Genomic DNA, 25,165 nt, shown 5'->3' on the forward strand with positions numbered 1-25,165 from the left:
AAGTCCTTTCGACTCAAGCCGGATTCGCCGCGACGAAGTCTCTGAACGCAAAGTACGCGGGATTTTTCGACTTGCCGTCCGCCTGGATCAGCCCGTAGTCCGGATCGATCACACAGTACATCATCACCGATTCGATGTTGTACTTGTCCCTGATCGACCGGTATTGTCTGAGCGCCTTCGTCACGTAGTCGGCGGCCGACTGCTGCGTGTCCCCGCTGCCGGCCCAGCCCCACTCCGTCAGCCAGATCGGCACGCCGAAGGAATCCTTCAGCACCTGCAACACGTCCACGCAGGCGTTGAAACGTCCGCCGCACTGGATGTCGCCGGAACTCTTGTACCAGTGATACGTGGTGAAATCCCAGCGCAGCGCCGCCGCGCCCGACACACCCGCGGCGCTGCCATCGGGCGAAACGCCGTTCCACAACATCTGCAACGCGCGATAGGCCATCGGAATGCCGACGTTGACGCCGCACTTGATGGACGGATCGATCGACTTCACGCCGTCGATCATCCCGCGCAGCGCGCCGCGAAACGACGGCCAGAAGGCCGGGTTCCAGTCGGAGGAGAGACTGCCGTCGCCGCCGATCTTGAGCGGCACGTCGAGTTCGTTGCCGCATTCGATGTGCGTCACGAGCCCCTTGAGCGGCCGCGCGCAGTTCACGCCCAGGTCGTGGCCGAGCGTGTACGCCGCCGATTCCGTGCTGCTCCAGTCCCAGCCGGCCGAGTACGGATTGAGCATGGGCAGGATCGAGACGCCGCTGCCCGCGAACGCGCCCTTCAACGCGTCGGCGAGCACCTGCGACATGACGCTGCCCGCGACGTCGCAGCGGTAATTGGTCACGCCCAGATCCTTGAGGATGGCGAGTTGCTCGGCGGCCGACATCGTCTTATAGATGCCGGTGCCAAATCCCATGTGGCCGTTCATGCCGTAGAAAAGACCTTGCGCCGATGCAACCGGCTGGGGCGCCTTGCCGACGTTGTCCGTGGACGGCCCGCCGCCGCCCCCGCCGCACGCCGTGAGTACGCCGCTGCCGGCCGAGGCCAGCATCATCGAGAGAAAGGTTCTGCGCGACGTGACGGTCGCGAGACGACTAGTCGCCATGATCCGCGAGCACCTGTTGCAATTCATGAATCCCGGCCGGTTTGACGAGATGATGAGCGAACCCCGCTTCGTCCGACAGCCGGCGGTCCTCGTCCTGACCGTATCCGGTGTACGCGACAAAGATGGCGTCTTCGGCGCCCGACACGGCGCGAAGCTCGCGAGCCAGTTCGTAGCCGTTCATGCCGGGCAGCCCGATGTCCAGAATGAACACGTCGAATGGTTCATGGCGGGCGCGTCTGATGGCGCTTTGCGCCTCGTGCTCCACCACGACCGCGTTGCCGAGCACCTCCAGCACCATGCCGAGGGAGTCGGCCACATCGACGTTGTCGTCAACGACGAGAACGCGGCGCGACCTGGCTTCCAGGTGGACAGGTTTGCGCTCGTCGTCGATCACGCCGGCAGGTTCGCCTTCCACGCGTGGAAACCGGACGATGAACTCGCTGCCCTGGTCGGTCCCTTTGCTGGTTGCGCTGATCGTTCCCCGGTGCTGCTCGACCAGACTCTTCACCAGTGCGAGCCCGATGCCCAAGCCGTCCTCGGCGCGCACGGCGGTCCGTCCGCCTTGCTGGAACAGATCGAACGCCGTTTGCAGCAGGTCGGGCGTCATGCCGATGCCGTCGTCCTCGACACTCACGATCACTTCGGTCGGCGAAGCTTTCGTCGTCAGGATCAGCCGGCCGCCGTCCGCGGTGTACTTCGCCGCGTTGTTAAGCAGATTGCTCAGAAGCTGCACCAGGCGCTTGTGGTCGCCACAGACGCAGAGGACTTCCGCGGCCAGTTGCAGCGTCAGGCGATGCTTGTGTGCCTCGATCAACGGCCGGACCTGCTCCACCGACTCATACACGATCTGATGAATATCGAGGACGCGCTTGTCGAGCGATATCAGACCTCGCGTCACGCGCGAGACATCGAGCAGGCCGTCGATCAGGCTCTTCATATGACCGATTTGCCGCTGTATGACCTCGCCGACCTGCACGACGCGCGCATCCTCGGGGCGCAGCATCGACAGCATCTGCGCCCCGGCGACGATAGGCGCCAACGGATTGCGCAATTCGTGCGCGAGCATCGCGAGAAAGTCGTCCTTGCGTCGATGCGCCTCGCGCAGCTCGTGCTCGGCCAGAACCTTTTCGTGGATGTCCGTATTCGAGCCGATCCATTTGACGATCGCGGCGTCGCTGTCCCGGACCGCAACCGCGCGAGCGAGTGTCCACCGGTATGCTCCGGAATGGTGACGCACGCGAAACATCGTTTCGTAGGGATCGCCCGTCGTCACACTGCGGCTCCAGGCGGTGTTCACGCTCGCGAGGTCGTCTGGATGAACGAACTCTTCCCACGCTGTGCCGGCAGGTGACGAAGGACGCGCACCGGCGAAATCACGGAAATGCTGATTGTAGTAATCGACGGATCCGTCCGGTCGCGCGGTCCAGACGATTTGCGGCAACGCGTCGGTGATCAGCCGGAATTTTTCTTCGCCGAGCCGCCATGCGTCTGCTTCTTCGGTTGCTTTTTGCAGCGCCAGCGTGGTGGCATTCAGGGCCTCGCCGTGGCGAAACACCTGCGCTTCGCTCTTGCTCAGTTCTTCCTGAAGCAAGCGCGAGCGCTCGCGGAGGGCTTCGTTCGCCTCCAGACTGTGCACATACGCCGTCACGTTCTCGACGCGATGGACGATATAGAGCAAGCGGCCGTCGGCGGCGAGCACCGGAGCGTTTACGGGATTCCAGTATCGAAATTCGAAGCCGCCTTTCGCCCGATTGGGCACGTCATACCGCTGAATAGCCATGACATGGGGCTTTTTCGTGGCGACGACGGCCGCGAGCGAAGCGCGCAGGTTCGTCGTGGCGCTCGCCTCGGGCGCCGCCGGATTGTCGGGGAAAACGTCGAAGACGCCTTTCCCGACGATGTCTTCCCGGACCGTGAGCGTCTCCTGGAGATACGCGTCGCTTGCCGCGGCAATCGTGAAGGCGCAGTCGGGCCGCAAGATCAACAGCGGGCTGGGTATCGCTTCGAACAGAAGCCGGAAATCCTCGGCCGGCAACGGACGCTGACTGTCCATGACGTGAAGTCCAACGAGGGACGAACCTCCTCAGGATAGGAAGCTGGCACTAACGGACAGTGTATAAAGGCTCATCGCGTTAGCAAAGAGCCTTTTTCAAAGACTTTTATGCGATTGAGAAAGCGGCGGACGGGTGCCTGAATCCGTCGCGGCGCCATTGCGGGAGAGAACCCATGTCGATTCGATTCGCAAGCTCGCTGGTCTCGTTCGGGGCGCTCGCGCTCTTCGCCTGCGCGCAGCCGCACGAGCAGGTCGCGCCGGGCGAGGATTCGTCTGCGCTGATCGCGCGCCTCGGACCGCCGCGCGAAACCTACGACCTCCAGAATGGCGGCAAGCGCCTGATGTGGCCGACCCAGCCGATGGGTTCGACGACCACCGCAGCGGACGTCGATGCGTCGGGCAAGGTGGTCAGCGTTCGCCAGGTGCTGCAGGAAACGGAGTTCTATCGCGCCGAAGTCGGAAAATGGACGCGCAACGACGTGCTCGTCAACTTCGGCAAGCCCTTCGAGACGGCCTACTTCAAGCGCACGGACCGGCAGGTGTGGTCGTATCGGTACATGGAGAACAACATCGATCACCTGATCTACAACTTCTCGTTTGACAATCAGGGCGTCCTGCGAGAGACGCAGAAGTCGCCCGACCCGAGGTACGAACGCGACCGGCGCGGGCGGTTCTAGATCACGTTCGCTGTTTCATTCGGATTCGCCGCAACGCGAGCACCGCGAGTGGGTGAAGCATTGCGTCACGTCGGCTCGCATCCCCTCCGTGACCTTGGACCAAAGTCCAATACCTGCCGACGTGCGTCAGGCCTATTCTTGACCCGACGTGTTTTGTTACGAGATTCACCTGACAAGTTCAACGGCCGCTTTGCGGCTGTTGTCCGTTTGGCGTGATTTGCACGATGCGTGAGCGGCAATCTCCGATGCGCGAGGACCGAATCAGTTGCATTTCAATCATGACCGACGGCGCGCTGAACAAATCCCGCACGAGCGACAAGGGCTGGACCGCCGGCGTGGATGGCTCGGTGGCGGTGGCGAAGACGGGCGCCAACGGTGCACTCGACATCGCGACGACGAATTCGCCCATCGTCGGTTACGTGCTGACCAACACCGGCCTGATGGCGAATTTTAGCTTCGAAGGCCGGGAGAAACGTCATGCTGCTCACACCGACTAGCCGGCGGGTGCTGTCCAAGGAACTGCTCGATGTCCTGATTCGCGCGGGGCTCGTGGCGGTTCTCGCCATGTTCTGCTTCAGGATCTTCGCCCCGTTCCTCAACCTTATGGTCTGGGCGTTGATCCTCGCGATCACGCTGTATCCGCTTCAGGCCAGACTCCGGCGCAGGTTCGCCGACAAGGACGGACTGACCGCCACGCTCATCATCCTCATCGCGTTTGTCGTGATTCTCGTGCCGACATATCTGCTCGGCGTCGCGGTAGGCGAATCGATAGAGCATGCAAAAGACATGTTCAAAAGTGGCAGCTTCCACGTGCCGCCGCCGGCCGACTCGGTGGCGAGCTGGCCGCTCGTCGGCCAGAAGGTGCATGACTTCTGGCAGCAGGCATCGACGGACCTCACCGGTCTCGCGCAGAAGTTCGCGCCGCAGCTCAAGGAGGCCGCTCTCGCGCTGCTCGGAACCATTACCGGTCTCGGCGCGGGGCTGCTGCTGTTCTTCGCGGCTTTGATCGTCGCCGGGATTCTCATGGCGTATGGCGCGTTGGGCCACAAGAGCGCAGTGGAGATCGCCGCGCGCATCTTCGGCCCGGAAAACGGCTCGCAGATCGCCGGTCTTTGCACGGCCACCATTCGCGCAGTCGCTCAGGGCGTGGTCGGGATCGCGTTCATCCAGATGCTGCTCATCGGTGTCGCGTTCATCGTCATGGGTATTCCGGGCGCGGGTCTGCTCGCGCTCGCGGTGCTCTTGATCGGCATCATGCAGTTGCCCGCCACGCTCATCACCGTGCCCGTGATCGCCTTCGTGATCGTCACGGAAGGCGCGAATGTCATGACGATCATCTTCTCGGTCTATGTGTTCGTCGCGGGGCTCGCCGATAACGTGCTCAAGCCGATGATGCTCGGCCGCGGGGTCGCCGTCCCCATGCCCGTGGTGCTGATCGGCGCGCTCGGCGGCATGGTGACGGGCGGCGTGATCGGCCTGTTTATCGGACCCGTGATGCTGGCAGTCGGGTATCAACTGTTCTGGCGATGGGTGAGAGACCCGTACCAGCCGCCGCCCGTCGAGATCCAGGAACAGAAGCAGTCTTGAAGCTGCGGGGACGTTTCCGTGTCGCCTTTCATGCGCTCTTACGGGTTGGCGATGCTGCTCGGCGCATGTCTGAGCGGATGCATGCGAGTGGGTCCGGACTTTCAGCCGCCGCATGAGCGATTGCGCGAGCACTGGAGCAGCGAGTCGATCGCGCGGGTCACGCAACAGGCGGCGCAGCCCGACGTGCGGCAGTGGTGGCAAATTTTCAGCGACGCAAACCTCGAGCGCCTGATCGCGCAAGCCGATGCCAACAACGGCGATGTGAAGATCGCCGGCCTGCGTGTCATCGAGGCCCGCGCGCAACTCGGCATCGCGCTCGCGGGACGCTACCCGCAGGTGCAGCAGGCCAACGCCGATGTGCTCTACTCGGCGGGCAGGCGTTCGGATGGATTCAACACCCGCTCGGGCGGTTACTGGCAGTACGGCGCGGGCTTGAGCATCGGCTGGGAACTGGACTTCTGGGGGCGCTTTAGCCGCGCGATCGAATCGGCCGACGCCGCGTTCTTCGCCGCGCAAGCCAACCGCGATGCGGCGCTGGTGCTAATGCACGCGCAGGTCGCCGATACGTATTTCACGCTGCGCACGGCCGAGGCGCGCCTGCGCATTGCGCGCGAGAACGCCCGGTTGCAAAAGCGCAGCTTCGACATCGCCCAAAAACTTTTCAAGAGCGGCGAGACCGACGAACTCGATCTTCAGCAGGCAAAGACGCAGTACCTGGGGACACTGAGCAGCATTCCCGAGTTCGAAAGCCAGATCGTGCTCGCGCATCACGCGCTGGCCGCGCTGATCGGACGGCCGCCCGGCCCGCTGCCGGAACTCGACGTGCAGTCCGGAAAGGAGGGCGTCGTGCCGCTGGTGGACCATGTGGTGTTGCAGGACGTGCCGGCGGATCTGCTGTTGCGTCGCCCCGACGTTCTCGCCGCCGAGTACCAGATGGCCGCGCAATCGGCGCTCATCGGCGTGGCGAAAGCCGATCTCTATCCGTCCGTCTCGCTGCTCGGCTCGCTCGTCTGGAGCGCGAGTTCGCTGACTGGCTCACCAAACACGCTGGCCCTGGTTGCCGGCCCGAGCGTCACATGGAACATTTTCGATCACGGGCGAATCACCAACAACGTGCGCGTGCAGGACGCGCGCCTGCAGCAGTTGACCGTCGCCTACCAGAACACCGTGCGGGCAGCGGCGCGCGAGGCCGACGACGCCGCCACGGCGCTGATCGCCGCCTTGCAGCGAGACACCATCCTGAACGACGCGCAAGGGGCCGCGCGACGCTCGCTCACGCTCGCCAATACGATCTACCGCGAAGGGTACTCGGACTTCCAGCGCGTCCTCGATGCGCAGCGTGCGCTCTTCGCGCAACAGGACAGCTTCGTCGTCAACCGCAGCAACGCGGTGGGCGGCCTGATCGCGCTCTACAAGGCGCTCGGCGGCGGCTGGTATTCGGAACAGCCGCTCGTCGATGCCGCGACGCGCCGGCAGATGCAGCAACGCACCGACTGGGGCGACTTGTTGGACGCGCCGGATGCGTCCGCCACCGGCAGTCCGTCTAAAGAATCGTCCCCATGAGCGACAAGCCCGAGCCCGCCGCCACGCCGCCGAATCCGCCGGCGCCTTCCACCGAGCCGTCGGGCAAAGCGGTGAAGGTGGTGGTGTGCGTGATCGTCGTCAGCCTGATCTGGTATTTGCTCGCCGATCGCTTTACGCCTTACACGCAACAGGCGCGCGTTCAGGCGTATGTCGTGTCGGTCGCGGCGGAAGCGTCGGGGCGCGTGACCCGCGTCTTCGTGCACAACAATCAGGAAGTCAGCGCGGGCGACGTGCTTTTCGAGATCGACGGCGAGCCTTACCGGATCGCCGTCGATCGCGCGCGGGCCGACCTGGAGTCGACGCGCCGGCAGATCGGCGCGGGCACGGCCGGGATCGATGCGGCGCGCGCATCGTTGCGCGCGGCCATCGCGAATGAGATCAAGGCGCGTCAGGACAGCGAGCGCCTCGACAGGCTGTACCGCGACGACGAAGGCACCGTCTCCCTGCGACGCCTCGAAGTGGCGCGCGCGGCGCACGAGCAGGCCCAGAGCCAGGTCGTCGCGGCTCGCGCCGAAGTGGAGCGGGCACGCGAGCAGCAGGGCGGCGGCGAGTCGGAGAACGCGCAGTTGCGCGCCGCCGCCGCCGGGCTGGAAAAGGCCGAACTCGACCTTGCCAACACGCGCATCACGGCGCGCTCGGGTGGCGTCATCACGGATTTGCGCGCGGAGGTCGGCCAGTTCGCTGCGGCCGGCAACCCCGTCATGACGCTGATTGCCATCCGCGATGTGTGGGTCAGCGCGGACATGACCGAAAACAATCTGGCGCATCTGCAGCCCGGCACGGCCGTGTCGATTGCGCTCGACGCACTGCCGGGCGAAGTGTTCCAGGGGCGGATTCGCAGTATCGGATATGGCGTGAGCGTGGGGCAGCCTACGCCGCCCGGCAGCCTGCCGACCGTGCAGAACAGCCGCGACTGGCTGCGCCCCGCGCAACGCTTTCCTGTGATTGTCGAGTTCGATCAGGGTGAGCGGGCGCGTCTGCACAACGTTCGTGTCGGCGGGCAGGCCGAGGTGATGGCGTTTCCCGGTTCGGGCAATCCGCTCAATCCGCTCGGCCGCGTGTTCCTGCGCGTGATGAGCTGGTTTTCGTACCTCTACTGAGACGCCCATGCAACGCGAGCTTCGGCACCCTGATTATCGAACGTTGCGCATGGCCGTCGGGACCGCGCTGTGTCTCTCGATCAGCTTTGCACTCGACCTGCCGATTCCCGTGGTCGCGCCGGTCTTCGCCGTCTTTCTGCTCGCCACGCAGACGCGCCCGCTGTCGATCAAGACGGGCGTGGCCCTCGCGTTGGTCGTCGCGCTGACGACGGGCAGCGGCCTCTTGCTCGTCCCGTTGCTTCGGCACTACGCGTTCGCGGGCGTGATGCTCGTCGGCCTCTTGCTTTTCCTCGCGTTTCGCTATGGTCTGCGCGGCGGGAACAATCTGGTCTCGACGTTCCTCGCGGCCGGACTGACGATGATCTCCGCTGCCGGAACCGCCGACTTCCAGCTGGCCGCGACGGTCGTCGGCGCGCTGGTGCAGGGACTCGTGCTTGCCGTGCTGGTGTCGGGCGTCACTCACATGCTGTTTCCCGAGCCCGCGAGCGCGCGGGGGCCGCCCGCCGCCCGGGCCATGCCGGACGATCAGGCGGTGCGCATCGCGCTGCGCGCCGCGCTCGTGGTCATGCCGGCGTATTTGCTCGCGATGGCCGATCCGGCGAGCTACATGCCGATCATCATGAAGTCCGTCAGTCTCGGCAGACAAAGCTGCACCACGACCGCTCGCAGCGCGGCGCGCGATCTGATCGGTTCCACGCTGCTCGGAGGTCTGCTCGCGATTGCGTTCTGGTTTGCGCTCAGGCTCTTCGTGCATCTATGGATGTTCTTTTTGTGGATGCTGCTGTTCGGCCTGCTGGTGGGGCGCAAGCTCTATGGGATCGACCCGACGCGCTACTCGACGGGCTTCTGGCTGAACAGCCTGATCACGATGATCATCCTGCTCGGCCAGTCGGTGCAGGACAGCGCTGCGGGAAAGGACGTCTACACGGCGTTCGCGGTGCGCATGGGGCTCTTCGTGGCGGTCACGGTCTACGCGAGTCTGATGCTATTGATTTTCGAGCAGCGCAGCCGCGCGCGATGAGGGAGGTGCCGGCAATGGGCAATGCGACGCGCGACACGGTGGTTCACCTGCGGGCACGCGACATCCTGCGGGAATCGGGGAGAACGCTTTGGTATCTGCGAGCGATCCTGGCCGGGCTTCTCGTCCTGTTCGTGCTGCTGACGCTCGCCATGTATTACATGGGAGCGCCGGTCGAGACGGTAAAGCGAACACCTTCGCCGATGGCGGAAACCGTGTACTTCTGCGCGATCACGGCGCTGACCATCGGCTACGGCGACGTGGTCCCGACCTCGACCTTCGGGCGCATCGACGCGGTGTTGCTGGGCGTCGTCGGCATGGTGTTCACGGGATTGATCGTCGCCGCGGCCGTCAGGGGCGTGCAGGAGGCGGCGCGCCGGGCGAGCCACGAGAGTTAGTCTCGCGGCGCCGCCGGAAGAACGAGCCTGGCAGGCTGGCGGTCGCGCCGCAATGCGCCGGCGCGTGCCGAATACGCATCCGCGTGGAGCGAGACAGGAGAAATATCATGACTCGACGCTCGACATGCTTCGCCGCATTAACGACGGCTGCGTTGACCACTGCGCCAGGCGACTGGGCGTTCGCGGCCGACTCCGCCCCGGTCGATGCCGGCACGCAGTGGCAGTTCGCCGTGGGACCGTACCTCTGGTTGCCCAACGTGAGCGGGACGCTGCGCTTCACGCTGCCCGGCGGCGGCGCCGACGCGTCCAGCGGCCCATACAACTATCTGCAGAACCTGAGATTCGCGCTGATGCTGCAGGGGGAAGCGCGCAAGGGCGAGTGGAGCATCTTCGCCGACGGCATCTACCTCAACTTCGGCCGCCACGAGGCGTCCATCAATGCGACGAACGGTGTCCTCGGCACGCGCGAAACGCAGCGGGACGCACAGACGAGTTTCGCGGGCACGCTGATTCAGCTGGGCGCCAGCCGCACGCTCGTCTGGCGGGAATGGGGATACCTCGATGCGGTCGCGGGGATGCGCTATCTCGGCGTGAAGGGCACACTCGACGTCGGCGTCGCTGCGACCGTCGGCTCAGGACCCGGCGCCAGTTCGGACTTCCACGTGGGACAGATGCAGAACCTCTTCAATGGTTTTGCGGGCGTGCGCGGACGAGCAACCATCACGCGGGACGGCGCGTGGTACATCCCGTTCTATCTCGACGTGGGGGCGGGCAGCTCGAAGTTCACATGGCAGGCACTGACGGGGGTGGCCTACGCCACGAGGCGCGTCGACTTCGGCCTGCTCTATCGCTACCTCGCGTTCTACGGTTCGGGCGATCAACTCGTGCAAACGCTGCGCTTTAACGGCCCGAGCGTGAACGTGACTTTCAAGTTCTGATTTTCAAGTTCTGATGGCGCTTCGGCGCGAGACAACGGCCTGCGGTGTTGCACCCGGCGAAACGCACAAGGCTCGGTCACAACTGTCGCGGGGCGGCCGATGCGTTCCGCCGCAGCGCGCACGCCATGCGACCAACGCGCTTCGTCAGTACTTGATGTCCCGCTTTTGCTGACGGCCTTCCTGCTTCGTGTCGCGCTTGTCCTGCCGGCACTGGGAGTTGCTCTTCTGGTTTGCGGCGCGGCAGTCGACCTTGCCGGTGCGCGCTTCGTGCTTGGCAGCCTGGTTTGCGTTCCTGCCTTGCTGGCGTTGTTGCGACTGAGTGGTGGCGAGTGCCGCGTCCGATAGCGCCAGAAGTCCAGCGGCGGCAAGCATGGCGCCCGTCGTGCTCCAGAATCCGAATCTTGATTCGACCATTTTCACGCTCCTCCGTGTCCGGTTGAAGAGGCGGTCCGCGTTCGCTTGCTCGTCGCGAGCCTTCCATTGCCGACGATCCATGATGGCACGAACGCACGCCGCCGGGAGCGAATTCGCACGCGGCGTCTTTGAAACGTCTGGCTTCGTGCAGACTCGTGTTCTACTCTCTCAGTTCCGGCGGACAGAAAAGCGAGCGGCTTGATCGTCGCACGATTCCGATAGCACAATAGGTCGAACGCCGTCGACGAGACGGACCGTCCAACTGAAGGAGACGCACATGCGAGCTGTCGACATCATGACGACGTCGGTCATCACCGCCGATCCGGAAATGACCGTGCGCATCGCGGCGGGAACGATGGTGTTCGCCGGCATCAGCGGCATGCCGGTGATCGATCCGGACGGCAAACTCGTCGGCATGGTCACGGAAGGCGACCTGATGCGCCGGGAGGAAATCGGAACCGGCAAACGTCAGTCGTGGTGGCTGGAATCGCTGGCGTCGACCACCGATCTCGCGAACATGTATGTCAAGGAGAACGCGACCAAGGTCAAGGATGTGATGAGCACCGACATCGTCACCATCGCCGAAGCGTGTCCTATCGCCGAGGTCGCCGAGTTGCTCGACGCGCGGCGCATCAAGCGCGTGCCCGTCGTCCGCGATGGGAAGCTGGTGGGTGTCGTCAGCCGTGCCAACCTGATCCGCGCGCTCGTGACGGTGGTCCCGAAGCAGCCGGCCGTGGCCGAAGGCGACGACGCCGGTCTGCGAGACGCCATTCTCGTTGCGATGACGGGTCATCGCTGGGCGCTTCCGCGGGAGCGCGTGATCGTGAAGGACGCCATCGCGCATCTCTTTGCCATTGCGTGCAGCGACGAAGAACGGCGCGCCATTCGCGTTGCCGCCGAGACCGTGCCGGGCGTGAAGGAGGTCGTGATGCACACCGAGCCTCCGACGGCGCCCGAGGCGAAGTAAGCAGCAGCGCAGACCCGAGACGCCGCCAACTCCGCCATGCGCGTAACAAAAAGCGCTTCGGGCGGTTGCCCGCCCGAAGCGCCGAACCAGCGGCATCGCGAGCCGCGCGCTACACCGCCTGCAGCCCGACGCCACGCAGGAACGTGAGCGACGGCGCGAAGAAGTACTCGCCGCCCTTCATCGTGACGAACGCATCGAAGCCGATTGTCTGCGGCTGCGCGCCCGGCGTGTGACCGTCGAGCCAGGTGTGCTCGTGACTGGGCGCATCGGCGGTCTGGCCGATGATCGGATCGATCCCGGTCGACGGCCGCATCTGCGACGGCACGATGTTCGCCACGAACGCCTTGTTGTTCGCCCACGACTTCTGCGTGAACTCGAACTGATTTTCGATGTTCGCCATGTACGCCATGAAAAGCAGCCCGACGTCCTTTTCCGGCTCGTGCCCGGCATCGGCGAATTCGCTCAGGTCGGCGCTGTGCGGACGCAGCGCGCCGTAGGTGATGCCGCGCCGCGCCATGATCGGCCGGCGCCCCGGTTCCAGATCGATCGCGCCGGTGATGCGCTCGATGTCGCCGCGCGGATTCACCTTGCGGATATGCGCGTGGAACGGACACTTCGCGGCATTCGGATCGCCGGCATAGTCGAAGTTGTTAGGCGGCGCGAGACCGGCTTCGTGATCCGAGAGCACGAGCGGCGTGCCGTCCTCGAAACGCCCGACGACCATCGCGCCCGCGCGGTCGAGCTGCACCTTCTGCGCGTCGGTGAGATCACCTTCTTCGGCGGTGATGCCGAAGAGCTTGCGCCCGAGCGCATCCTCGGCCGCGTTGAAGCCGCGCACGTTCTGCTCCAGCTTGCGGAACACGAAGTAGCTGCCCGCCGACATCGGCCCGCTGCCGTTCGGATCGTTGACCAGAAACTGCGACGGCTTGAAGCGGAAGTCCCAGCCGCCCGTCGAGAGCGCTTCCTCGTCGATGTCTTCCTGCAGGAAAAGCGGCTGGCTGCGGCCGTCGACATACCCGAAATGCTCGACGCCTTCCGCGACGCCCGCCCGGAAATGGCGCGTCTGCTGCAGGCCGCGCTCGACGGCGAGGACGGTCACGCCCGTCAGCGTGAGCCATGCCTTGACGGCGTCGGCGTCGGCCGCGACGGCTTGCGGGTCGGCGTCGGCGATCAGGAACATCGCGTCGGGCTTCGTGTCCGCCCAGCCTTCGTGGTCCCACTTGCAGCGATCCGGATCGCCCAGATCCGCGGCGCGATCGGCCATGCCCGCGCGAAACGCCTCGCCCGGCGGAATCTCGACGTTCGGCCCGAGCGCCTGATAGCCGCTCGCGCTGAGAAAGAGGGTTCGCAGCGTGCCGCCGTCGAGAAAGGGCGGCAGGCGCTTGTTGGCGCGCAGTTGCTCGTAGGCGCTCGTGCAGGCCTGCCCCAGCGCGCGGACGATGCCCGCGGTCTGGTCCGGGTCGAGGCCCTGGAAGCTCATGAACACGTGCGCGCTGTGATGGCGCCCGTGGCCCTTGAGGATGTTCGCTTGCAGATCGTCGAGGAAGGCGCGCGTATCGGCGTCGACGGCGGCTTGCGTCCAGCGCACGGGGGTATCGAGGAGGGTGGTGAGTGAAGGCATGTTTTGCGGCTCCGGATGAAACGGGTTGGGACAAGCCCGGCCACGATCCGACTCAAGCATCGGGCGACTTTGTCTCGGACGCGTCGCTCGCGCGTCGCGTTAAGCGGAACGCGAGCGGATCAAAGGGGGATCAAAGGTCAATCGAGCCCGGCAACCGACGCGCAAGGCGGCCGAAAGCTAAACCCAAGCGTAGTGCGCTTCCGGTTCGCAGCGTTATGACGATCTGACGAATCGCTAGGACGATCTTGCGGGTGAGAGCGGAAGGGAGTGAGAACGTCGTCGGCGGCGCATCGGGCCGCCGACGACGATGGCGCGAAATGCCGCGCTTCAGACGCGCCGGATGGCGGCGTCCCAGTTGATGTCGACGCACAGCACCTGCAGGCCGTGCGGCGTCTGTGCCGCGATCGACGCCGTGACGCACAGGTGCGCCTCGTTGATCGACAGATACGGCGCCGTCAGATGCACGCGGCCGGGCGCGCGCAGCGCCTCGATGAAATACGGACGGCGCTCCCAGCTCGCGCCCTCGGAGTGCAGGAGCGGACTGAAGCGCTTCGCCCGCTGCGACGTGCGCACGACCGGCACCACGTTGTCGCCGATCTGGCGGCCCGCGTGATCCAGCAGGAAGCAGCGCGCGGTGTCGAGTAATTGCAGCAGGTCGCGGGTGGCCGCCGCGAGCGAATCGCCGCCGACGAGCCGCGCGGCCGCGCCTTCGAGCCCGCTGACGTACGGTTCGAGCCGCGCCGCCTGCGCGCGCTCGCGCGCCGCGGCGCGTTCGCGTGACGCGGCCGACAGCGTATCCATCAGATGGGCGGCGGCCTGCGGTTTGACGGCATCGACGTTCGGTCCGGCGAAATAGGCGCCCTGCACGAAGTCGACATTCGATTCCAGCGCGATCAGCGCGTCGCGTTCGGTGGCGAGGCCGCCCATCAGCACCAGTTGCCCAGATTCGTGCAGCAGCGACACGAGCCCCGGCAACACGCGCTCGATGTGCTTGTGCTCGCTCGCCTGCTGGAGGATGCAGCGGTCGAGCGACACGATATCCGGCCGCAGCTGCCACACGCGGTCGATGTTGGAATGCTTGACGCCGAAGCCGTCGAGCGAGATCAGGAAACCCGACTTGCGCAGCGAATCGATGATCTCCGTGAAGCGCGTCGTCTCGCCGCCCGCCTGCTCGGGCACTTCCAGCACGACGCGTTGCGGCGGCAGGCCGAGTTCCTTCAGCGCGGCGAGCAGCGCGTCGCCGTAGCTCATGTCCATCAGCGCGGCGGGGTGCAGGCTCAGGAAGAGCCATTCGTCGTGGCTGTCGAAGGCGAAGAAGTTGCCCAGATGCAGCGATTCCGCGAGCCGTCCGAGTTCCAGCAGGTCGCCGCGCCGGGCGGCCTGGGTGAAGACTTCGTGGGACGGCACATGCCGCTCGGCATCGTCGCGCGCGCGCAACGACGCGTGATAGCCGACCGCGCGCCGGTGCGACACGGAAAACACCGGCTGGAACACGCTGAACACGGTGTATTCGCCGTACAGGACGGTGCGCCGCGAGCCATCGTCGCCGGCGACGGGGCGCGGCGGCTGGAAGCGGGGAGGGTCGAGATCAACCATGCTCATGGTGTTGGGGCTGTCGGGTGCGCTGACGAATTGACGTAACGATCGAGTTTACAGGATAGGCGCCTGTCCGTCCGAGCAAGAACCATGCGCGTTTGGCGTTTATTCGCGTTCGTCGGGCGGATTTGTGTGTTCATTGGGCCGCCCGCGCGATGCGCGCCGGCGCGCTGTCTCGACCGAGGCGCGGCCGTGACGCGAGGCGGTGCCGCGCGCACTGTTCGTGTGCGTCGCGCACGACCGGACGGCGGAATTCGCAGGCATGCCTAGTTCGATTCGGACGGATCGGGTTTGCGCTTTGCCGCGGCGCGGATCTCCGGCGCGAGTTGCGCGAAGATCCACGCGGTCGCCGCCGTGATGACGCCGACACACAGGAAAGTCGCGTGGAAGGCGGGCAGCGAATTGCTCTCGGTGACGCGCGGCAGGATGCCGGTGAACGTTGCGAGGATCGCGCCGGCGACGGTCACGCCGAGGCTCATCGAGAGCATCTGCACGAGCGAGAACAGACTGTTGCCGCTCGACGCGCCGCCCGTGCCGAGGTCCTTCAGCGTGAGCGTGTTCATCGCGGTGAACTGCATCGAATTGACGCCGCCGAAGATCGCCAGTTGCACGAGCCGCAGCCACAGCGGCTGATCGACGCTCACGAGCGAGAAGCTCGCCATCATCAGCCCGACGAGCACCGTGTTCACGACGAGCACGCGCCGGTAGCCGTGACGCTCGATGAGGCGCGTGACGAGCCGCTTGCACAGCATGCCCGCGGCCGCGACGGGCAGCATCATCATGCCCGCCTGAAACGCGCTATAGCCGAGGCTCACCTGCAGCAGCAGCGGAATCAGATACGGCATCGCCCCGCTGCCGATCCGCGCGAACAGGTTGCCGAGCAGGCCGACGCTGAACGTGTGGATTTTGAAGAGATCGAGCGAGAAGATCGGCTGGGCGGCGCGCGTCGCGTGCAGACCGTAGGCAACGAAGCAGCCGAAGCTCAGGATCAGCAGGACGAGCACGATCGCGTGCGCGAGGCCGAGGTCGGCGAGGCCGTCGAGGGAGATCGTCAGCGCGACCATGCCGACGGCGAGCAGCAGATAGCCCGCGAGATCGAAGGGCGGCGTCGCCGGGTTGCGGCTGTCGGGCATGTAGAGATGTGTCGCGATGCAGCCGGCGATGCCCACCGGCACGTTGATCAGAAAGATCCAGTGCCAGGAGGCGATCTGCACGAGCCAGCCGCCGAGCGTCGGGCCGATCAGCGGGCCGATCAGCCCCGGAATCGCGACGAACGCGAGCGCGGACAGATAGCGCTCGGCCGGAAACACCCGCAGCACCGCGAGCCGCCCGACCGGCAAGAGCATCGCGCCGCCCACGCCCTGCACGACGCGGTAGATCACGAGCTGCATGAGGGACTGCGCGTTCGCGCACAGCAGCGAGCCGATCGCGAACACGAGGATCGCGCTGAAGAACACGCGCCGCGTGCCGAGCTTGTCGGCGAGCCAGCCGGAGAACGGAATCATCATCGCCATCGTGAGCGAGTACGCGATCACGACGCCCTGCATGCGCAGCGGCGCTTCGCCGAGGCTTCTCGCCATCGCGGGCAGCGCGGTGTTGACGATCGTCGAGTCGAGCGTCTGCATGAAGAAACCCGTCGCGACGAGCCACAGCATGATCGTGAGCGACCGGTCGGAGGGCGTGGCGGGAGCGGGCGAGGTCGGGGTGTCGGGCATGAGGGCGGGCGCGGCGCGGCCTTTGAAGGGCGAAGGCCCATGATTTTACGGTTGATCCGCGCTTCGTGCCGCCCGTAGACTGGCGGTTCCGGCAACCCGTCAGGGGCATTTCGATGACTCCGCTCGAACAGGTCTGGCACGCGGCGCGGTGCGATCCCGCCGCGCTGTCGCGCGTCACGGTGACGGGCGGCGATCCGCAATTGCCTTCGGTATATCGCGTGGCGCGGCTTGCGACGGCCGTGATCGCCGCCGAGGCGCTCGCCGCCGCCGAGTGCTTTCGCGCGCGCACGGGCCGCGAGCAGCCCGTCGAAGTCGACGCACGGCGCGCGTGCGTCGCGTTTCGCAGCGAGCGCTATCTGCGGGTCGACGACGGCCCCGCGCCCGAACTGCGCGATCCGCTGACGGGCTTCTTCGAGACAGGCGACCGCCGCTGGATCCAGCTTCACGCGAATTTTGCGCACCATCGCGCGGGCATCGTGAGACTGCTGGGTTGCGCCGACGATCCCGCGTCGGTCGCGGCGGCGATCCGAAACCGCGACGGCGCCGCGCTCGATCAGGCGCTGGGCGACGCGGGACTCTGCGCCGCGCTGATCCGCTCGCCCGACGAATGGGCCGCGCTGCCGCAGGCAGAGGCGCTGGCGAAACTGCCGCTCCTCGAAATCGAGCGCATCGGCGACGCGCCCGCCATGCCGATCGGCGATCCGGCGGGCGCCGCGCCGCTCTCGGGCGTGCGCGTGCTGGACCTGTCACGGATCATCGCGGGGCCGGTCGGCGGGCGCACGCTCGCGCAGCACGGCGCCGACGTGCTCTTGATCAACGGTCCGCATCTGCCGAACATCGCGCCGCTCGTGATCGACAACGGGCGCGGCAAGCGCTCGGCGACGCTCGATCTGCGCGAGTCGCACGGCCGCGATTCGCTGCGCGCGCTCCTCGGCCAGGCCGACGTTTTCCTGCAATCGTACCGGCCCGACGCGCTCGCGACGCGCGGCTTCGGCCCCGGCGATGCGGCGCGGATCAGGCCCGGCATCGTCTACGTGACGGTGTCGGCGTATGGGCACGAAGGACCGTGGTCGACCCGGCGCGGCTTCGACAGTCTCGTGCAGTCGGCGAGCGGCATCGCGTGGACCGAGGCGCGCGCGGCCGGCCAGGCGAAGCCGCGCCATCTGCCGTGCCAGGCGCTCGATCACGCGACGGGCTATCTCGCGGCGTTCGGCGCGATGGTCGCGCTGCAACGCCGCGCGAGGGACGGGGGAAGCTGGCTCGTGCGGGTGTCGCTCGCGCAGACCGGCCGCTGGCTGCAAGCGATGGGCACGCTCGACGACGGCCAGCGCACCCATGATCCAACTTTCGACGAGGTGCAGGACGCGCTGCTGACGATGGCCTCGCCTTTCGGCAAGCTCACCTGCACGCAGCCGGCCGAACGCATGCCCGCGACGCCGCCGCGCTGGGCGCGCCCGTCGGTGCCGATCGGCACCGACGAACCGCGCTGGTGAACGCGCGGTCTATTTGCGCAACTCCGCGACGAAATCGTAGTAGTCGTTGCGGCAGTAGGTATCGGTGAGTTCGATCGCGCGCTGGTCCGCCGTATAGCCCACGCGCGTGATGAGCAAAAGCGCGTCATGCGGCGCGATGCCCATCTGCTGCGCGATCTCGTCGCTCGCGTTGACCGCGCGAAAATGCTGCAGCGCGCGCACGATCGACAGGCCGCGCTGGTCGAGGAAGCTGTAGAGCGAATCGCCGACCGCGAGCGGATCGGGAATCAGCGAGGCGGGAAACGTCGAGTTCTCGACGGCCATCACGATGCCGTCAGCGAGACGCAGCCGCCGCAACCGCGCCACCGCCGCCGCGGGCGAGAGGCCGAGCTGGATCACTTCGTCGCGGTTGGCGGGCTCGATCACGCGCGAGAGCCACTTCGAACTCGGCGTGAAGCCGCGCCGGCGCAGCATCTCGCTGAAACTGGACAGGCGCGAAAGCGGGTCTTCGTAGCGCGGCGTGATGAAGCTGCCCGCGCCTTGCGTGCGGCGGATGAGCCCCTGCTCGACGAGCAGCGCGATGGCCTTTCTCGACGTGATCCGCGACACCCCGAGCGCCTCCGACAACACGCGCTCCGATGGCAGCGCTTCGCCGGCGTTCCAGCGATTGTCGTGGATCGCATTGGCGAGCTTGCGCGCGAGCTGCAGATAAAGCGGGGTGTCGCTGTCCGGGTCCGGGCGCAAGTCGCGCCAGCGGTCTTCCGATGTCGAGTTCATAAAGCGGACGCAAGGGAGGCCAAGCGGCGATTCTAAGACAAACGGCTGGCGCGGCGGGCTTTAACCGCAATCGAAGCGCAATGTCGCGGGTCGCAGCGACGCTTTCCACGGCGTCCAGCCCGGCACGACGCATGCTCGTTCGTGCCATGATGCGCACATCGAATTTCGGGGCAGCGCCATGAAGGCAGCACAATGACATCGAAGACAGCGGCGCACGCCGCCCGCTTCGTCACCGGCTCGACGCTGCGTCATGTGATCGTCATGGCCGGCACGGGCGCGATCGGTCTGATGGCCGTCTTCGCCGTCGATCTCGCGAACCTGTTCTACGTTTCGATGCTCGGCGATACGTCCGTTGCGGCGGCGGTCGGCTTCGCGGGCACGATCAATTTCTTTCACGTCGCGATCTCGATCGGCATGACGATCGGCGTGAGCGCGACGGTCGCGCGTCTGCTCGGCGCGGGCCAGAGCGCGAAGGCGCGGCAGGTCGCGACCGCGAGCCTCGCGTGCATGGTGCTCGTGACCGTCGTGCTGAGCGCGGCGACACTGCTGCTGCTCGAACCGATCCTCGACGTCCTCGGCGCCACCGGCGAGACGCGCGAGCTCACGCGCCAGTTCCTCTACATCACCGCGCCGAGCTTGCCGCTGCTCGCGATCGGCATGTGCACGTCCGCGCTGATGCGTTCCACCGGCGATGCGCGCCGCGCGATGACGGTCACGCTGACCGCCGCGATCGTCACGGCGATCCTCGATCCGATCCTGATCTTCGGCCTGCATCTCGGCTTGACCGGCGCGGCCATTTCGAACGTGATCGCGCGCGTCGCGCTCGCGTGGGTCGGGCTGTACGGCGTCGCGCGGGCGAACCGGCTGATCGGCCGCCTTCAGGCGCGGCGCGCCTGGGACGACGTCCGGCCCGTGCTGAAGATCGCACTGCCGGCCGTGCTGACCAATCTCGCGACGCCCGTCGCGAGCGCCTACGTCACGCATGCGATGGCGCGCTTCGGGCCGGCTGCGATCGCGGGGCAGGCGACCATCGACCGCATCACGCCCGTCGCCTTCGCGCTGATTTATGCGCTGACCGGCGCGGTCGGGCCGATCGTCGCGCAGAACCTGGGCGCGGGACGCGCGGACCGCATCCGCGAGACTATTCTCAATAGTCTCGGTTTCGTGCTGGCGACGGTCGCGCTCGCCTGGCTCGTGCTGGCATTCGCGCAGAACGGGCTGATCCGCGCATTCTCGGCGCAAGGCGTGACAGCCGAGATTATCGCAACGTTCTGCTCGTGGCTCGTCGCGAGCTACGCGTTCGTCGGATGCCTTTTCGTCGCCAACGCGACGTTCAACAATCTCGACCGCCCGCTCTTCTCGACGATCTTCAACTGGGGAAGGACGACGCTCGGCACGGTGCCGTTCGTCGCGGCGGGCATCAGGCACGGTCCGATCGGCGTGCTCGTCGGGCAGGCGGTGGGCAGCGCGATCTTCGGACTGATCGCGATGGTGGTGGCGTGGATAGTCGTCAGGCGGCTGCCGATGGGCGACTGCGCGCGCCTCGCGCGCCGGCACGAAGAAGAGCCGGCGGCCGCGTCGGTCAGCGTGCCGGGCGCGGCGGCCGGCAATACGGTCGCGCCCGAGGTTCAGTGAAGCGTCACATGCACGCGTGATGCGAATGCACGGACCCGAGCACCGCGACTTCGGCCGGCGTGCGCTTGAGGTCGTCGTCCTTGACCTGCTTGGCGTCGGCGAGGAAGTCGTCGACGATCGCCGATACCTTCACGTCGTTCAGGCAGAGCGAGACGCGCTGGGTTTCGTTGGCGGGCAGCGACGCGCGCTGACCGAGAAACAGCACGCCGTACTGGTAGCCGCGCACGATGCCGCGCACCGCGCCGACGCACTGGCCTTGCGCCGTGTTGTCGCTTTTCTGCGCGCACTGCTGGGCGAGCGAATAGGCGGTGAAGCTCGGATCGACGGAGGCGGACGCGTTCTGCTGCGCGTTCGCGGACGCGGCGACGCCGAGCGTGGCGCAAGCGGCGCTGATGACGAGAGCAATCGGGATGTGTCGCTTCATTTTTATCCTCATATCGAACGGTGTTCGAATGAGAGGCGTGGCGCCGGCATAGGTTCCGTCAAGTTGCGTTCCGTCAAGTTGTGTTCCGTCAAGCTGCTTCCGTCAAGCTGCCCCGGCCCTGGCGCCTGTTTGCAGCGCGCGCAGTTCCTCGACCGGGATATGACAGCGAATGCGGTGGCCGTCGCCCGCGTCGGCGTCGGGCGGCGCCTGTTCCTCGCAGATCGCGCCGAGCTTGCGCGGACAGCGCGTATGGAAGACGCAGCCCGAAGGCGGATTCGCCGCGCTCGGCAATTCGCCTGAGAGGCGAATGCGCGTTTCCTGAGCGCCATCGCAAAGCGTCGGCACGGACGACAGCAGCGCCTCCGTATAAGGATGCTGCGGCCCGCCGAAGACGTCCGCCGCGCGCCCGATTTCCATGATCCTGCCGAGATACAGCACCGCGATCCGGTCCGACAGATAACGCACGACGTTGAGATCGTGCGAGATGAACACATAGCTCACGCCGCGCTCGCGCTGCAAATCGGCGAGCAGGTTGAGGATCGCGGCCTGCACGGAGACGTCGAGCGCGGAGGTCGGCTCGTCGCAGACGACCACGCGCGGATCGCCCGCGAACGCGCGCGCGATCGCGACGCGCTGCTTCAGTCCCCCCGAAAGCTGCCGCGTGCGCGAACCGAGATAGCGCTCGGGCAGCCGCACCGATTCGGCGAGCGACTGGAGCCGCGCTTCCTTCGCCGCGCCGCGCAGCGACGCGAGCTTCGCGAGCGAACGCGCGATCAGCCGACGCACCGAATGCGCGCGATTCAACGCCGAATCCGGATTCTGGAACACGATCTGCAGCGACTTCACCTGCGCGTCGTTGCGGCGCGTGACGCGTGCGGGGAGGGCTGCGCCATCGAGTTCTAGCGTCGCGCCTTCGTCGGGGGAGATGAGGCCGAGCAGCAGTTTCGCGAGCGTCGTCTTGCCGCTGCCTGATTCGCCGACGAGGCCGAGCGTCTCGCCTTCCGCGAGATCGAGCGAGACGTCGTGCACCGCGCGCACCGCTTCGTTGCCGACCCGAAACGTCTTCGACACGTTGCGCGCGCGCAGCGCGACGCCCGTGCGCTTGGGCGCGGCGGTTCCGCTCACGGCGTCGGGCGTCGCGCGCGGCAGCTCGATCGCGCGTTCGTGATAGTGGCAGCGCGCCATCTGGTCGCCGTTCGCAGATGTCACGCGATAAGGCGGCGGCGCGTCGCGCAGGCATCGTTCGTCGGCGAGCTTGCAGCGGTCCGCGTAGATGCAGCCTTGCGTCACCGTGCCCGGCAGCGGCAGCGAGCCGGGAATCGTGTCGAGCCGGCCGGCGTCCTTGCTGCGTCCGATGGCCGGCAGGCAGCGCAGCAAGCCGACCGTGTACGGATGACGCGGCCGCGCGAACACGTCGCGCGTCACGCCTTCCTCGACGAGCTTGCCCGCGTACAGCACGCCGACGCGGTCGCACATGCGCCCGATCACCGCGAGGTTGTGGCTGATGAAGAGCACCGCCGTGCCGAGTTCCGCGCGCAGTTGCGCGATCAGATCGAGCACTTCGGCCTCGACGGTGGCGTCGAGCCCGGTTGTCGGTTCGTCGAGGATCAGCAGTTCGGGATTGCACGCGAGCGCCATCGCGATCACGACCCGCTGCTGCATGCCGCCCGACAATTGATGCGGATAGCTTTCCATCACGCGCTCGGGCGACGCGATGCGCACGCGCCTGAGCATCTCGACGGTGCGCGCGAGCGCGTCGGCGGCCGTTGCGCCCGACGCCTCGAACGCCTCCGACACCTGCCGCGCGATGGTCAGCGACGGATTGAGCGCGCGGCCCGGGTCCTGGTAGACCATCGACACCGCGTTGGCCCGCATGTGGCGCAGCGCGTCGGCGTTAAGCGACGCGACGTCCTGTCCGCCGATCGAAATCCTGCCCGCCTTCACGCGCCCGTTGCGCGGCAGATAGCGCAGCACCGCGAGCGCGGCCGTCGACTTGCCGCAGCCCGATTCGCCGACGAGGCCATACGCCTCGCCGCGCTTCACGCGCAAGGTTACGTCCTGCAACACGTCGCGCTCGCGTCCCCGCATGCGATAGGCGACCGTCAGGCCGACGATGGTGAGCGCGTCGGCGCGGTCGCGCTTGCCGACATCGAAGGCGGGGAACGCGGCGCTCGGAGGTCCATTCATCGGTCGAGCACGCCTTCGACGGCGTCCGCCACGAGATTCACGCCGACCACGAGCGAGGCGATCGCGGCGGCATCGAAGACGACGGTCCACCACGCGCCGCCCGCCATCAGCGTGTAGCTTTCGGAGAGCGCGAGGCCCCAGTCCGCGGACGGCGGCTGAATGCCGAAGCCGAGAAACGAGAGCGTCGCGACGGCGAAGATCGCGTAGCCGAGCCGCACCGTCGCCTCGACGATGATCGGTTGCAGCACGTTCGGCAGGATCTCGGCGAACATGATGTAGAACGCGTTTTCGCCGCGCAGTTGCGCCGCGAGCACGTAGTCGAGATTGCGCTCGGCGAACACCGCCGAGCGCACCGTGCGCGCGGTGATCGGCGCGAAGGTGAGGCCGATCACGACGATCACCGTCGCGTTGCTCGCGCCGACCGCCGCGAGCGCGAGCAGCGCGACGATCACGAGCGGCAGCGCGAGCAGCGCGTCGATCACGCGGCCGATCACGTTGTCGACCCAGCCGTCGAAATAGCCGACGACAAGACCGATGGCCGTGCCCGCGAGCGTGCCGAGCAGCGTGGCGAGCGGCGCGATCGTGAGGATGTCGCGCGCGCCGACGATCACGCGCGCGAACACGTCGCGGCCGAGCTGATCGGTGCCGAACCAGTGCGCGGCGTCGGGCGGCGTGAGCGAATTGAGCGGATCGGAGGCGTAGGGGTCCTGCGGCACGAGCGCGTGTCCGACGAGCGCGCACGCCACCCAGAACAACAGGATCAGCGCGCCGACCAGGAAGGCCGGCGAGCGCAGAAGCGCCGCCGAGCGTTCGAAGCGCGGCGTCTTGACCGTGGGCGAGGGCAGGGTGCTCATCGCGATTCCTTCACGCGCAGCCGCGGATTGAGCACGACATAGAGCGCATCGGCGATCAGGTTCGCCGCCGTGTAGATCACCCCGACGGTCAGCACGCCGGCTTCGAGCATCGGAAAGTCCTTCGCCTTCGCGGCGTTGTAGATCAGCGAGCCGATGCCCTGATAGTGAAAGAGCGTTTCCACGACGACCAGCCCGCCGATCATGTAGCCGAGCTGCGTCGCGGCGACCGTGACGGTCGGCAGGAGCGCGTTGCGCAGCACATGCCGCCAGATCACCGTGCGGCGCGGCAGGCCCTTGAGGATCGCGGTGCGCGTGTAGTCGGCGTCGAGCGCTTCGACCGTACCCGCGCGCGCCATCCGCGCGATGTAGCCGAAGAACACCAGCACGAGCGGCAGCACCGGCAGGATCAGATGCTTCAACTGCACGAGCACGTTGGCGTCGGGCGGGAAGGTCGCTTCGATCGGCAGCCACTGGAGCCACACGCCGAACACGAGGATCAACACGATCGACGAGACGAATTCCGGCACGACCGTCGCCGAGAGGCCGGTGATGCTGATCGCGCGGTCGATGAAGCGGCCCGCGTGCAGCGCCGCGACCACGCCGCCTGCGATGCCGAGCGGCACCACGACGACGAACGCCAGCGCGCCGAGCTTCGCGGAATTGGCGAGCGCGTCGAGCACGAACGGCGCGACGGCCGAGCGGAACGCGTAGGACTGGCCCATGTCGCCGGCGAGGAAATGGCCGATCCACGCCGTGTATTGCGTGAGAAGCGGCCGGTCGACGCCCAGTTGGTGATTGAGCGCCGCGACGGCGCGCGCGTCGGCGAGCGGGCCGAGGATCGCGCGGCCGACGTCGCCGGGCAGCATCTGGCCGCCGGCGAACACGATCACCGAAAGGAGCCACAGCGTGATCAGCGCCAGCACGAGCCGCGTGCCGACGAAACCCGCGATGCGCCACGCACTGCCGCCGCGCCGCGTGGGCGTGAGCGCTTCTGTCGTCGCCGTGTTCATGGTCGCGGAGCCCTCCAGTTGCGCGCCGCGCGAGAA

21 protein-coding genes and 2 pseudogenes are annotated in these 25,165 nt (G+C 66.7%); 11 read left to right on the forward strand and 12 right to left on the reverse strand.

Features of this window, described 5'->3' with window-relative positions; all coding sequences use genetic code 11:
• Window positions 1-13: 13 nt before the first annotated feature.
• The 3 genes and pseudogenes from QCE48_RS02775 to QCE48_RS31805 all read right to left on the reverse strand — a co-directional run.
• A complete protein-coding gene (locus QCE48_RS02775; protein ID WP_309786241.1) occupies window positions 14-1,102 on the reverse strand; it encodes a glycosyl hydrolase in 1,089 nt (362 codons plus the stop codon).
• Window positions 1,092-2,657: an ATP-binding protein gene (locus tag QCE48_RS02780; RefSeq protein ID WP_309786239.1), complete on the reverse strand. Its 1,566-nt coding sequence runs from the start codon at window positions 2,655-2,657 to the stop codon at window positions 1,092-1,094. The genes QCE48_RS02775 and QCE48_RS02780 overlap by 11 nt, the downstream gene beginning before the upstream one ends.
• A 144-nt stretch (window positions 2,658-2,801) precedes the next feature.
• A pseudogene (locus QCE48_RS31805) lies at window positions 2,802-3,155 on the reverse strand (hypothetical protein); the annotation flags it as partial.
• 173 nt (window positions 3,156-3,328) lie between these two features.
• Here QCE48_RS31805 and QCE48_RS02790 point away from each other — a divergent pair.
• The 8 genes and pseudogenes from QCE48_RS02790 to QCE48_RS02825 all read left to right on the forward strand — a co-directional run bounded on the left by QCE48_RS02790 (window position 3,329) and on the right by QCE48_RS02825 (window position 10,457).
• Window positions 3,329-3,832, forward strand: coding sequence for a hypothetical protein (locus QCE48_RS02790; RefSeq protein ID WP_309786237.1), 504 nt, complete (start codon window positions 3,329-3,331; stop codon window positions 3,830-3,832).
• Window positions 3,833-4,110: 278 nt separating this feature from the next.
• Window positions 4,111-4,329: pseudogene (locus tag QCE48_RS02795) on the forward strand (hypothetical protein); the annotation flags it as partial.
• Window positions 4,310-5,419, forward strand: coding sequence for an AI-2E family transporter (locus QCE48_RS02800; RefSeq protein WP_309786236.1), 1,110 nt, complete (start codon window positions 4,310-4,312; stop codon window positions 5,417-5,419). The pseudogene QCE48_RS02795 and the gene QCE48_RS02800, both read left to right, overlap by 20 nt.
• Before the next feature lie 30 nt (window positions 5,420-5,449).
• Window positions 5,450-6,982 (forward strand): TolC family protein, encoded by a 1,533-nt coding sequence (locus QCE48_RS02805; protein ID WP_309788289.1) that lies wholly within the window; start codon window positions 5,450-5,452, stop codon window positions 6,980-6,982.
• Window positions 6,979-8,103 (forward strand): HlyD family secretion protein, encoded by a 1,125-nt coding sequence (locus QCE48_RS02810; RefSeq protein ID WP_309786235.1) that lies wholly within the window; start codon window positions 6,979-6,981, stop codon window positions 8,101-8,103. Before QCE48_RS02805 ends, QCE48_RS02810 begins: the two co-directional genes overlap by 4 nt.
• 7 nt (window positions 8,104-8,110) lie before the next feature.
• The gene (locus QCE48_RS02815; protein WP_309786234.1) at window positions 8,111-9,124 is read left to right on the forward strand and encodes a DUF2955 domain-containing protein; all 1,014 of its coding nucleotides are present in this window, start codon (window positions 8,111-8,113) and stop codon (window positions 9,122-9,124) included.
• Window positions 9,125-9,138: 14 nt separating this feature from the next.
• Window positions 9,139-9,519: a potassium channel family protein gene (locus QCE48_RS02820; protein WP_309786233.1), complete on the forward strand. Its 381-nt coding sequence runs from the start codon at window positions 9,139-9,141 to the stop codon at window positions 9,517-9,519.
• Window positions 9,520-9,671: 152 nt separating this feature from the next.
• Window positions 9,672-10,457, forward strand: coding sequence for a hypothetical protein (locus QCE48_RS02825; protein ID WP_309786231.1), 786 nt, complete (start codon window positions 9,672-9,674; stop codon window positions 10,455-10,457).
• Window positions 10,458-10,601: 144 nt separating this feature from the next.
• Here the strand turns inward: QCE48_RS02825 and QCE48_RS02830 are convergent, their stop codons facing one another.
• On the reverse strand, window positions 10,602-10,871 hold the full coding sequence (locus QCE48_RS02830) for a hypothetical protein (RefSeq protein ID WP_309786230.1): 270 nt from the start codon (window positions 10,869-10,871) through the stop codon (window positions 10,602-10,604).
• Window positions 10,872-11,148: 277 nt separating this feature from the next.
• On the opposite strand from QCE48_RS02830, the gene QCE48_RS02835 reads away from it, so the two are divergent.
• Window positions 11,149-11,838: a CBS domain-containing protein gene (locus QCE48_RS02835; protein ID WP_309786229.1), complete on the forward strand. Its 690-nt coding sequence runs from the start codon at window positions 11,149-11,151 to the stop codon at window positions 11,836-11,838.
• A gap of 109 nt (window positions 11,839-11,947) precedes the next feature.
• Here the strand turns inward: QCE48_RS02835 and QCE48_RS02840 are convergent, their stop codons facing one another.
• The 3 genes from QCE48_RS02840 to mdtD form a co-directional block, all read right to left on the reverse strand.
• Window positions 11,948-13,459 (reverse strand): Dyp-type peroxidase, encoded by a 1,512-nt coding sequence (locus QCE48_RS02840; RefSeq protein WP_309786228.1) that lies wholly within the window; start codon window positions 13,457-13,459, stop codon window positions 11,948-11,950.
• 327 nt (window positions 13,460-13,786) lie between these two features.
• The gene (locus QCE48_RS02845; protein ID WP_087630863.1) at window positions 13,787-15,061 is read right to left on the reverse strand and encodes an EAL domain-containing protein; all 1,275 of its coding nucleotides are present in this window, start codon (window positions 15,059-15,061) and stop codon (window positions 13,787-13,789) included.
• A 260-nt stretch (window positions 15,062-15,321) separates the two neighbouring features.
• Complete coding sequence (gene mdtD, locus QCE48_RS02850; RefSeq protein ID WP_309786227.1) at window positions 15,322-16,770, reverse strand: multidrug transporter subunit MdtD; 1,449 nt, start codon at window positions 16,768-16,770, stop codon at window positions 15,322-15,324.
• Window positions 16,771-16,883: 113 nt separating this feature from the next.
• Between mdtD and QCE48_RS02855 the strand changes: the two genes are divergently transcribed.
• Entirely contained in the window at window positions 16,884-18,263 is a 1,380-nt protein-coding gene (locus QCE48_RS02855; protein WP_309786226.1) for a CoA transferase, read from the forward strand.
• A 9-nt stretch (window positions 18,264-18,272) separates the two neighbouring features.
• Here QCE48_RS02855 and QCE48_RS02860 read toward each other — a convergent pair whose 3' ends face one another.
• Window positions 18,273-19,019, reverse strand: a complete 747-nt coding sequence (locus tag QCE48_RS02860) for a GntR family transcriptional regulator (protein ID WP_309786225.1) — start codon at window positions 19,017-19,019, stop codon at window positions 18,273-18,275.
• 192 nt (window positions 19,020-19,211) lie between these two features.
• Between QCE48_RS02860 and QCE48_RS02865 the strand changes: the two genes are divergently transcribed.
• Window positions 19,212-20,654 (forward strand): MATE family efflux transporter, encoded by a 1,443-nt coding sequence (locus QCE48_RS02865; protein ID WP_309786224.1) that lies wholly within the window; start codon window positions 19,212-19,214, stop codon window positions 20,652-20,654.
• A 4-nt stretch (window positions 20,655-20,658) separates the two neighbouring features.
• Here QCE48_RS02865 and QCE48_RS02870 read toward each other — a convergent pair whose 3' ends face one another.
• The 4 genes from QCE48_RS02870 to QCE48_RS02885 form a co-directional block, all read right to left on the reverse strand.
• Entirely contained in the window at window positions 20,659-21,078 is a 420-nt protein-coding gene (locus QCE48_RS02870; RefSeq protein ID WP_309786223.1) for a Rap1a/Tai family immunity protein, read from the reverse strand.
• A 102-nt stretch (window positions 21,079-21,180) separates the two neighbouring features.
• Complete coding sequence (locus QCE48_RS02875; RefSeq protein WP_309786222.1) at window positions 21,181-23,265, reverse strand: ABC transporter ATP-binding protein; 2,085 nt, start codon at window positions 23,263-23,265, stop codon at window positions 21,181-21,183.
• The gene (locus tag QCE48_RS02880) at window positions 23,262-24,119 is read right to left on the reverse strand and encodes an ABC transporter permease (RefSeq protein ID WP_309786219.1); all 858 of its coding nucleotides are present in this window, start codon (window positions 24,117-24,119) and stop codon (window positions 23,262-23,264) included. The genes QCE48_RS02875 and QCE48_RS02880 overlap by 4 nt, the downstream gene beginning before the upstream one ends.
• Complete coding sequence (locus QCE48_RS02885; protein WP_309786218.1) at window positions 24,116-25,129, reverse strand: ABC transporter permease; 1,014 nt, start codon at window positions 25,127-25,129, stop codon at window positions 24,116-24,118. Before QCE48_RS02885 ends, QCE48_RS02880 begins: the two co-directional genes overlap by 4 nt.
• Window positions 25,130-25,165 lie beyond the last annotated feature (36 nt).

The sequence above is a fragment of the Caballeronia sp. LZ024 genome (genome assembly GCF_031451455.1).
GTDB lineage: Bacteria > Pseudomonadota > Gammaproteobacteria > Burkholderiales > Burkholderiaceae > Caballeronia > Caballeronia telluris.

Coding starts and splice junctions, on each gene's coding strand:
- QCE48_RS02775 (WP_309786241.1), bottom strand. CDS start 1,102: ATGGCGACTAGTCGTCTCGCGACCGTCACGTCGCGCAGAACCTTTCTC.
- QCE48_RS02790 (WP_309786237.1), top strand. CDS start 3,329: ATGTCGATTCGATTCGCAAGCTCGCTGGTCTCGTTCGGGGCGCTCGCG.
- QCE48_RS02800 (WP_309786236.1), top strand. CDS start 4,310: ATGCTGCTCACACCGACTAGCCGGCGGGTGCTGTCCAAGGAACTGCTC.
- QCE48_RS02805 (WP_309788289.1), top strand. CDS start 5,450: ATGCGCTCTTACGGGTTGGCGATGCTGCTCGGCGCATGTCTGAGCGGA.
- QCE48_RS02810 (WP_309786235.1), top strand. CDS start 6,979: ATGAGCGACAAGCCCGAGCCCGCCGCCACGCCGCCGAATCCGCCGGCG.
- QCE48_RS02815 (WP_309786234.1), top strand. CDS start 8,111: ATGCAACGCGAGCTTCGGCACCCTGATTATCGAACGTTGCGCATGGCC.
- QCE48_RS02820 (WP_309786233.1), top strand. CDS start 9,139: ATGGGCAATGCGACGCGCGACACGGTGGTTCACCTGCGGGCACGCGAC.
- QCE48_RS02830 (WP_309786230.1), bottom strand. CDS start 10,871: ATGGTCGAATCAAGATTCGGATTCTGGAGCACGACGGGCGCCATGCTT.
- QCE48_RS02835 (WP_309786229.1), top strand. CDS start 11,149: ATGCGAGCTGTCGACATCATGACGACGTCGGTCATCACCGCCGATCCG.
- QCE48_RS02840 (WP_309786228.1), bottom strand. CDS start 13,459: ATGCCTTCACTCACCACCCTCCTCGATACCCCCGTGCGCTGGACGCAA.
- QCE48_RS02845 (WP_087630863.1), bottom strand. CDS start 15,061: ATGAGCATGGTTGATCTCGACCCTCCCCGCTTCCAGCCGCCGCGCCCC.
- mdtD (WP_309786227.1), bottom strand. CDS start 16,770: ATGCCCGACACCCCGACCTCGCCCGCTCCCGCCACGCCCTCCGACCGG.
- QCE48_RS02855 (WP_309786226.1), top strand. CDS start 16,884: ATGACTCCGCTCGAACAGGTCTGGCACGCGGCGCGGTGCGATCCCGCC.
- QCE48_RS02860 (WP_309786225.1), bottom strand. CDS start 19,019: ATGAACTCGACATCGGAAGACCGCTGGCGCGACTTGCGCCCGGACCCG.
- QCE48_RS02865 (WP_309786224.1), top strand. CDS start 19,212: ATGACATCGAAGACAGCGGCGCACGCCGCCCGCTTCGTCACCGGCTCG.
- QCE48_RS02870 (WP_309786223.1), bottom strand. CDS start 21,078: ATGAAGCGACACATCCCGATTGCTCTCGTCATCAGCGCCGCTTGCGCC.
- QCE48_RS02875 (WP_309786222.1), bottom strand. CDS start 23,265: ATGAATGGACCTCCGAGCGCCGCGTTCCCCGCCTTCGATGTCGGCAAG.
- QCE48_RS02880 (WP_309786219.1), bottom strand. CDS start 24,119: ATGAGCACCCTGCCCTCGCCCACGGTCAAGACGCCGCGCTTCGAACGC.
- QCE48_RS02885 (WP_309786218.1), bottom strand. CDS start 25,129: ATGAACACGGCGACGACAGAAGCGCTCACGCCCACGCGGCGCGGCGGC.